The 8,592-nt window shown below is 73.2% G+C and carries 6 protein-coding genes and 1 pseudogene; 2 read left to right on the top strand and 5 right to left on the bottom strand.

Annotated features, from left to right (window positions below; genetic code table 11):
- Together GXP76_RS31885 and GXP76_RS31880 are read right to left on the bottom strand one after the other, a co-directional pair.
- Positions 1-426: pseudogene (locus tag GXP76_RS31885) on the bottom strand (hypothetical protein); the annotation flags it as partial.
- A 105-nt stretch (positions 427-531) separates the two neighbouring features.
- Complete coding sequence (locus GXP76_RS31880; protein ID WP_242575100.1) at positions 532-1,437, bottom strand: nitroreductase/quinone reductase family protein; 906 nt, start codon at positions 1,435-1,437, stop codon at positions 532-534.
- Between the two features lie 401 nt (positions 1,438-1,838).
- Here GXP76_RS31880 and GXP76_RS31875 point away from each other — a divergent pair, with 401 nt between their 5' ends.
- Positions 1,839-4,385 carry a helicase C-terminal domain-containing protein gene (locus tag GXP76_RS31875; RefSeq protein WP_242575099.1) on the top strand — a complete coding sequence of 849 codons (2,547 nt, stop codon included), beginning with the start codon at positions 1,839-1,841 and terminating at the stop codon, positions 4,383-4,385.
- 12 nt (positions 4,386-4,397) lie between these two features.
- Here GXP76_RS31875 and GXP76_RS31870 read toward each other — a convergent pair whose 3' ends face one another.
- Positions 4,398-5,174 carry a VanZ family protein gene (locus tag GXP76_RS31870; RefSeq protein WP_242575101.1) on the bottom strand — a complete coding sequence of 259 codons (777 nt, stop codon included), beginning with the start codon at positions 5,172-5,174 and terminating at the stop codon, positions 4,398-4,400.
- 222 nt (positions 5,175-5,396) lie between these two features.
- Here GXP76_RS31870 and GXP76_RS31865 point away from each other — a divergent pair, with 222 nt between their 5' ends.
- Entirely contained in the window at positions 5,397-7,040 is a 1,644-nt protein-coding gene (locus GXP76_RS31865) for a DNA repair helicase XPB (RefSeq protein ID WP_242575098.1), read from the top strand.
- On the opposite strand, the gene GXP76_RS31860 is transcribed toward GXP76_RS31865, so the two are convergent.
- Positions 6,998-8,233: a glycosyltransferase 87 family protein gene (locus GXP76_RS31860; protein WP_242575097.1), complete on the bottom strand. Its 1,236-nt coding sequence runs from the start codon at positions 8,231-8,233 to the stop codon at positions 6,998-7,000. The two genes, GXP76_RS31865 and GXP76_RS31860, sit on opposite strands and share 43 nt — an antisense overlap.
- 64 nt (positions 8,234-8,297) lie before the next feature.
- Complete coding sequence (locus GXP76_RS31855) at positions 8,298-8,507, bottom strand: hypothetical protein (RefSeq protein WP_242575096.1); 210 nt, start codon at positions 8,505-8,507, stop codon at positions 8,298-8,300.
- Positions 8,508-8,592: the final 85 nt, after the last annotated feature.

Here is an 8,592-nt window from a genome sequence, read left to right as displayed (position 1 = left end):
GGCGGGTTCGGCGGGCGTCTCCGGCGCGGCGCGGCGCGTCTGCTTCGGCAGCGAAGGCCCGTCCGGCCGCCACCCGAGCCCGAGACCCAGCCCGAGCCCCCGCTTGCCTCGCTGCTTGGGAAGCGTGGGTCCCGACCGGGGCTCGGGCGACGGCTCGGGTGCCGGAGCGGGCGACGGCTGCCGGCCGGCGACCGTACCGCCCGACGCCGCCGCGCCCACCACCTGGTCCGGCGAACCGAGCCGCCCCAGGATGCGGCGGACGGCGGCGGGGCTGTCGCCGCCGACCTTCCCGCGCTGCTTGTCGATCTCGCCGCGCAGCTCCGAGACGAGTCTCATCCGGTCGCCGGAGGGCAACTGCCTCTGCTGGGCCACGTCTCCGACCCGGCTCAGATAGTCGTACACGAGCTGGTCGCTCTCGATCCCCACACTGCCCTCCGCACCTGCGCGCCGTACCTGGGGCCGATGGTGTCGCGCTCGTCCCCGTACGTCCAGTACGGCGCGTGGGAGCGGCTCCAGGACCCGCCGTTGTGCTCAGGCGGGTGGACCCGGCGGCCACGGCACGTCCGCCACGAGGGGAAGTATCACCTCCTCCTCGTGGTCGATGTGCGCGGTCAGCTCCGCCGTCATCCGCGCCAACTCGGCTCGGAAGCACGTCGGTTCGGCGGCGCCGATGTCCGCCAGCAGCGCCGCCAGCCCCTCCTGGACGCGTGCGACGGCGCGGTGTTCGGCACGCAGCCGGTCGAGGACATCGGTCAGCTGCGGATGGTGGTGGGCGATCCCGGGGAACAAGTGCCCGTCCTCACTGGTGTGGTGGAACTCCAGCGCCTGGCAGAACGCCAGACAGCGCTGCCGGACCTGCAGCCCGAGACTCGGCGCCGGCGGCTCGCCGGGTCCCTCGTGGGCGGCGAGCGCCGCGAAGTGCGCGTCGACGTCCTCGGTCACCAGCCGCAGTTGCAGGCGCAGCTGGTCATGGACCTCCAGGATCTTGTCGGCGAGGGTCCGCACCTCGCGCGGGCTCACGCCGTCGGGCACGGCGGGCTCCAGCACCACGACCGGCAGGGTGCGGGTGGTCGCGGCCTGGTAGTCGCCGTATCCGGGAGCCTCGCGTACGACGTGCGCGAACAGCTCCTCGCGCCTGGCCCCTTCGGCCGGGATCGCGAGGGCCTGGTGGGCGCGGGTGCCGATCTCGACGTCGACCACGGGGTGGGCGAGCAGGTCGCGGTACCAGTAAGGGTCGTCGGGGGCGCCGAGGTTGGAGGCGACGAGCAGGAGCGAACCGCCGTAACGGACGTACCCGAGGGGGGTGGTCCTGGCGGTTCCCGACGTCGCGCCGGTGGTGGTCAGCAGGAGCAGGTCCGAGCCGTCGAAGGGGCCGCCGACCCTCCCCTCGTTGGCGCGGAACTCCTCGATGACGGACTTGTTGAACGATGCGGGCATGCGGATGTGTTCTCCGGAAGATGAGGGCGGCCCCGGGACACGGCGCGGCACGCGTGAGGGTGCCGCGGGGGCCGGAACCGGCTGCGAAGGACGAGAGGCGGCGTGCGGCGGCGCTGATTCGCGCGCGCGGCTGTGTCACCTATGGGTCGCGGAGTACGTACTCATGGCGGATCCCCTGGGAGAAGGGCGCTCGCCCGGTCACCGGCCCGCCCACTGCTCTTCGGCCGGCACCACGCGGCGCCGCGCCCATTACACGCAGCCGCCCGCCCCCTGTCAACAAGCCTCGGGCGCCCTGTCCGCACCGCGCCGCACGGCCCCCGACGGCCGCCACCCCGGCCCGGCGCCCCGCAGGGGCTAACGTGGGGCGGATGGGAATCAGCTAGCCGCCCCTGGAGGCGCACGTGTCCGAACGAACCGGCGGTACGCCCCCGCGTACGCTCGCGGAGGCCCTGCGCACCCGCGACGACGACGCGCTGGCCGCGCTGCTGCGCACGCGTCCCGACCTGCTGAGTCCCGTACCGAACGACCTCAGTCAGCTCGCCACCCGGGCCGGTACCCGCGCCTCCGTCATGCGAGCGCTGGAGCGGCTGGACCGTTTCACGCTCCAGACCGCCGAGGCGCTGGCGGCATCGACCGATCCCGCGCCGTACGAGGCCCTGCTCGCCCTGATGACGGGCGACGAAGGTGACGCGCGCGTCGAGTCGGCCCTCCCGCGCGCCGTCGCCGCGCTGCGCGAACAGGCGCTGATCTGGGGCGCGGACGACCGGCTGCGGCTGGTCCGCACGGCCCGCGAGATCCTGGCGCCGTCCCCCGGCCACCCCTCTCCGACCGGCCTCGGCCCGACCGTCGCCGAGGCCACGGCGGGGATGTCGCCCGGCCGTGTCCAGGAGATCATCGCGACCGCCGGTCTGCCGTCGACGCACGACCCGGTCTCGGCGGTCACCGCGCTGGCCGCGCTCTTCACCGACCGCACCCGCATGGCGGCGCTGCTCGACACCGCCCCGCCCGACGCGCTGACCGTGCTCGACCGGCTGGTGTGGGGGCCGCCGTACGGCGAGATCACCTCGAAGCCCGCGCCGCCCGTGCAGTGGCTGCGCGACCACGGGCTGCTGCTGCCGACCTCCACGCGCACCGTGGTGCTGCCGCGCGAGGCCGCGCTGCATCTGCGCGGGGGCCGCGCGCACCGCAACGCCGAGCCGGACCCGCCGGCGATCCTGCCGCACCCCTCGGCGTCGTCGGCGGCCTCCTCCGCCGTCAGCCGTCCACAGGTTGTGGACAGCGCGGCGGCGGCGCAGGCGTACACCGCGCTGGAGACGGTCGAGGAGCTGGCCAAGGAGTGGAACGAGGGCGGCCCGAACGTCCTGCGCGCCGGCGGCCTCTCCGTACGCGACCTCAAGCGCACCGCCACCGCGCTGGACGTCACCGAGCCCGTGGCCGCCTTCTGGGTCGAACTGGCCTACGGGGCAGGGCTGTTGGCGGCGGACGGTGAGGCCGACGAGCGGTACGCGCCGACGCCCGCCTACGACCAGTGGCCCGACCTGCCCGCGGCCGAACGGTGGGCCAGGCTGGCCACGGCCTGGCTCGGCGCCACCCGCACGCCGGGCCTCGTCGGCGGCCAGGACAGCAAGGGCCGTACGCTCGCCGCGCTCGGCCCCGACCTGGACCGGGGCGCCGCGCCGGAGGTACGGCGCCACGTACTGGACCTGCTCGCGAGCCTCCCCGAGGGCACCGCCCCCGACCCGGAGAGCGTGCTCGCCCGGCTGCGCTGGGAGCGGCCGCTGCGCGGCGCGGCGGCCGGCCGGCCCGAGGACCTGCGGGCGCGTATCGCCGCGTGGACCCTGAACGAGGCGGAGATGCTGGGCGTGACCGGCCGCGGCGCGCTGTCGTCGCACGGGCGCGCGCTGATCGCCACGGAGGCGGTGGCCGGCGGGCCGACGGGCGCGTTCCCGAAACCGGCCTCCCGGGCGGCCACCGGCGCGGACCTCCCGGCCGCCGGCCTGCACGCCGCGCGCGTCCTCGCCCCCCACCTGCCCGAACCCCTCGACCATGTCCTCCTCCAGGCCGACCTCACCGCCGTCGCCCCCGGACCGCTGCTGCGTCCGCTCGCCGAGACGCTGTCCGTGATCGCCGACATCGAGTCACGGGGCGGCGCCACCGTCTACCGCTTCACGCCCGCCTCCGTACGCCGCGCGCTGGACGCCGGGCAGTCCGCGTCCGACCTGCACGCGTTCCTGGCGGCGCACAGCCGTACGCCCGTACCGCAGCCGCTCAGTTACCTCATCGACGACATGGCGCGCCGCCACGGGCATCTGCGGATCGGCTCCGCGTCGGCGTACGTACGCTGCGACGACGAGGCCGTCCTGGACGAGATCCTGGCCGACCGGCGCTCCCAGGGACTGCGGCTGCGCCGTCTCGCACCCACCGTCCTCGCGGCCCAGGCCGACCCCACGACGCTGCTGGACGGGCTGCGCACGATGGGGCTCGCGCCGGCCGCCGAGTCCGCCGAGGGCGATGTCCTGGTCACGCGCGCCCACGCGCACCGCACCCCGCCGCGTACGCCGCCGGCTCCGGTACCGGACGGCCCGCCGGTGCCCGCGCCGACACTGCTCGGCGCGGCGGTACGGGCGATCCGGGCCGGTGACCAGGCGGCGACCGTCGTACGGAAGACGCTCCCCGAACCGGCCGGATCGGCGGCGCCCAGAGGCGGCGAACTGCCCCGTACGACATCGGCCGAGACCCTGGCGACGGTCCAGGCCGCCGCGCTGACGGGCTCGGCGCTCTGGATCGGTTACGTGAACGCCGAGGGCGCGGCGAGCCAGCGGGTGATCGCGCCGGTGCGGGTCGAGGGCGGCTTCGTGACGGCGTACGACCACACGGCGGACGAGGTCCGCACGTACCCGCTGCACCGCATCACGGGGGTCGCGGAGCTGGCGGACGACCCGGCGTAGCCCGGCCGGGCGCTACTTCGGGAACCGCCGGGCCGCGTCCTTCGAAGCCGCCTTGGGGACGGCCTTCTTCTTCGCGGTCGTGTCCTTCGCGGTCTTGGTCTTCTTCGCCGCGGTCTTGGCCGTGCTCCTCTTCGCCGCGGTCTTGGCTGTGGACTTCTTGGCCGGGGCCGCCGACTTCTTCGCCGCCACGGGCTCGCGCTTCACAGCGGACCGCACGCGCTCGGTCCACGGCGCGCGACTGGTCGTCGTGCGCGTCGCCACACCCGCGCGCCGGGCCTTCTTCTCCGCTGCCTTCTCGCGCTGCCACTCCTCCTCGCGCTCCCGCTCGCGCCGGGCCTGCGCCTCCAGCGAGCGGAACCCCAGGGTGTGGAATCGGTGGCTGAAGCGGCGTCCGATCAGCAGGTACGCGAGGAACGCGCCGCTCGTGTTCATGATCACGTCGTCCACGTCGAAGGCCCGGCCCTCGACGATCGCGCCCTGCGCCAGCTCCACCACGGTCATCATGACCACGGTCAGCACCATCACTCGAAGCATCCGGAACCTGCGCGGCACCAGCACCGGCAGCAACAGCCCGAACGGCGCGCCCATCAGCACGTTGCCGCCGACCTGCTTGCAGGCGGCGAGGAAGGTGTAGTCCTCGGCGTACTGGCGCAGCGAATGCCCCGGCTGGAGATTGGAACCGGCGATCTCCGACGACGCGGGTGACGGCGTGAGAGTCAGCTCCGCCAGAACGGCGGCGAACCCGACGAGCAGCAGGAGCGCGACGGCCAGAATGACCACCCGCAACACGGCTCCGCCCCACGACGTACTCCAGGTCGACGTCGCGTTCCCCGACGCATCCACCACGCGGGAGGTACCCCGCCCACCCGTCCGTTCCATTTCAGCGGCCATACGCCGCGCTTGCCCCCGACGGGGGCACGTACGCACCCCCACCACGAAACCACCGGCGATGCGCCACACTGGACGTTTGGCCGAGGGAAGTGGCCGTACGAAGGACGGAAAGGCGCTGCTGTGAACGGACCTCTCATCGTCCAGAGCGACAAAACGTTGCTGCTGGAGGTGGATCACGAGCAGGCCGACGCCTGTCGGCGGGCCATCGCGCCCTTCGCCGAGCTGGAGCGGGCGCCCGAGCACATCCACACCTACCGGCTGACCCCGCTCGGGCTGTGGAACGCGCGGGCCGCCGGGCACGACGCCGAGCAGGTCATCGACGCGCTCGTGGCGTTCTCGCGCTACCCCGTGCCGCACGCGCTGCTCGTGGACGTCGCCGAGACCATGGCCAGGTACGGGCGGCTCACGCTGTCCAAGCACCCCACCCACGGGCTCGTGCTGACCAGCACCGACCGGCCGGTGCTGGAGGAGATCCTGCGGTCGAAGAAGGTCCAGCCGCTGGTGGGGGCCCGGATCGACCCGGACACCGTCGCCGTGCACCCCTCGGAGCGCGGGCAGATCAAGCAGACGCTGCTGAAGCTGGGCTGGCCGGCGGAGGACCTGGCCGGGTACGTGGACGGCGAGGCGCACGCCATCGAGCTGGACGAGCGCGAGTGGTCGCTGCGGCCGTATCAGAGGCAGGCCGTCGAGGGCTTCTGGCACGGCGGGTCCGGGGTCGTCGTGCTGCCGTGCGGCGCGGGCAAGACGCTGGTGGGCGCGGGGGCGATGGCGCAGGCCAAGGCGACGACGCTGATCCTCGTCACCAACACCGTCTCCGCCCGGCAGTGGAAGCACGAGCTGATCAGGCGCACGTCCCTGACCGAGGAGGAGATCGGCGAGTACAGCGGTACGCGCAAGGAGATCCGCCCGGTCACGATCGCGACGTACCAGGTGCTCACGGTCCGCCGTAAGGGCGTCTATCCGCATCTGGAGCTGTTCGACTCCCGCGACTGGGGTCTGATCGTCTACGACGAGGTGCATCTGCTGCCCGCGCCCGTCTTCAAGTTCACCGCCGACCTCCAGGCGCGGCGCCGGCTCGGGCTGACGGCCACGCTCGTACGGGAGGACGGCCGTGAGTCGGACGTGTTCTCGCTCATCGGACCGAAGCGTTTCGACGCGCCGTGGAAGGAGATCGAGGCGCAGGGCTACATCGCGCCCGCGGACTGTGTCGAGGTACGGGTCAATCTCACGGACAGCGAGCGCCTGGCGTACGCGACGGCCGAGCAGGAGGAGAAGTACCGCTTCTGCGCGACGACGGCGACCAAGCGCAGGGTGACGGAGGCCCTGGTCCGGAAACACAAGGGCGAGCAGACGCTGGTCATCGGCCAGTACATCGACCAGCTCGACGAACTGGGTGAGCACCTGGACGCCCCGGTGATCAAGGGCGAGACGAGCAACGCGCAGCGGGAGAAGCTGTTCGAGGCGTTCCGGCAGGGCGAGATCTCGGTGCTCGTCGTGTCGAAGGTCGCCAACTTCTCGATCGATCTGCCGGAGGCGACGGTCGCCATCCAGGTGTCGGGCACGTTCGGCTCCCGCCAGGAGGAGGCGCAGCGGCTGGGCCGGGTGCTGCGGCCGAAGGCGGACGGGCACGAGGCGCGCTTCTACTCGGTGGTGGCCCGCGACACGATCGACCAGGACTTCGCGGCGCACCGTCAGCGCTTCCTCGCGGAGCAGGGGTACGCCTACCGCATCGTGGACGCCGACGAGTTGCTCGCGGGCGGCTGAGCGAACGGAAGCGGACGGACGGGCGCGAGCGGCGGGACGGTCTTACGGCGGTGGCGGTGGCGGTACGCCCCGTACGTGAGGGCCGCGAGCACCGCGAGCGCCAGCAGGGGGTAGGGGGACGCCGCCACCTGCTGCCACCAGGCGAGTCGGAGCTCCGCCCCGCCCTCGTGCGGTACGAGGAGGAAGGTCCGCGCCGAGAAGACCAGCGCGACCGCCGCAGCCGTACGCCACCGGCCCTCCGCGAGCAGGACGGCCAGCAGCGGCACGCACCACACCCAGTGGTGGGACCAGCTGACCGGCGAGACGAGCAGTGTGGTCAGCGCGGTGGCCAGCACGCCCCATGTCTCATGTCCCGCGCGCACGACGGCCCTTCGGGCCAGCCACAGGCCGGCGAACGTGATGACCACGCACGCGAGCGCCCAGCCGACACCCGGCTCGGGTGTGTGCAGCGCGCGGGCGAACAGCCCTTGCAGCGACTGGTTGTCGGCGCTCCACGCCTCGCCCGGACCGCTGGTCCCGAAGACCCGCAGCGTCCAGAAGTCGAGGCTGGAGCGTGGGAGCACGAGGGCGCCGAGCAGCATCGTGCCGATGAGGGACGCGAGGGCGGTGAGCCCGGCGCGTACGTCGCCGGGCCTGCCCGTCAGCAGCAGATAGGCGATGAAGAGGGCGGGGGTCAGCTCGACACCCGCCGCGATCCCGATGGCGAAGCCCTTGCCGAGCGCGTGGTCCGGCCGTGTCAGGTCCCAGAGGACGAGGCAGGCCAGCGCGAGGCCGATCTCCCCGTGGAGCACGGTCCGGAAGACCGGTTCGAGCCACAGCCCGAGAGCGACGACAACGGGAACGGGGACGGACAGCGGGAGTGTGGCGGGGATGGCGGCGGGGCGGCGGGCGGCGAATCGCCAGGACAGGCGGACGAGGAGGACGAGAAGCAGCACGTTGCCCACGACGGCAAGGGCCTTGAGCGTGGCGACCGGGAGCCAGGTGGCCGGGACGAACAGGATCGCGGCGAACGGCGGCGAGGTGGCGGGCAGTCGCCACTCGGTGACCGCGAACCGCTCGGCCACGGGGATCGGCTGAGCGAGCAGGGCGTACTGGGCCGGGCAGAGCGCGGTGAGTGCGGTGAGCGCGGTCAGCGACAGGACGAGTGCGCCAACTGCGAGGAGTGACCGGACAGTCACGGTCGGGTGAGTCACGGCCGCGACATTAGCCGATCGGGGGTGCGTGCGGACGTACGGACCTGCGGACGTACGGGCGTGCTCAGCGCATGATGCCCGCCTCCTCTCCGTACTCACCGAGGACGGCCACGCTGAACGCGGCGGTCACGAAGACCTTGACCGCCCGCAGCGCGTTGCCGAGGCGGTGCGGGGAGTGCGGGCCGGAGTGAGGGGCGGAACCGAGAGCCGTCGCCCCGCTGTGCGGCGGGCCGACGTCCACGGTCGGAACGGGGGTGAAGGTCGCTGTACTCATACTTCAATGGTGCGTCTCCCGCGACCGGGGCACATCGCTCCGCAGAGGGAACCGTCCGAGCCGTTCCGTACGCCTCCGGGGATAC

Origin of the sequence: Streptomyces sp. NP-1717 (assembly GCF_022695985.1) — a bacterium.
Classification (GTDB): domain Bacteria; phylum Actinomycetota; class Actinomycetes; order Streptomycetales; family Streptomycetaceae; genus Streptomyces.
The sequence above is the reverse complement of the archived record's forward strand: the minus strand, read 5'-3'. Positions and strand labels throughout refer to the sequence as shown.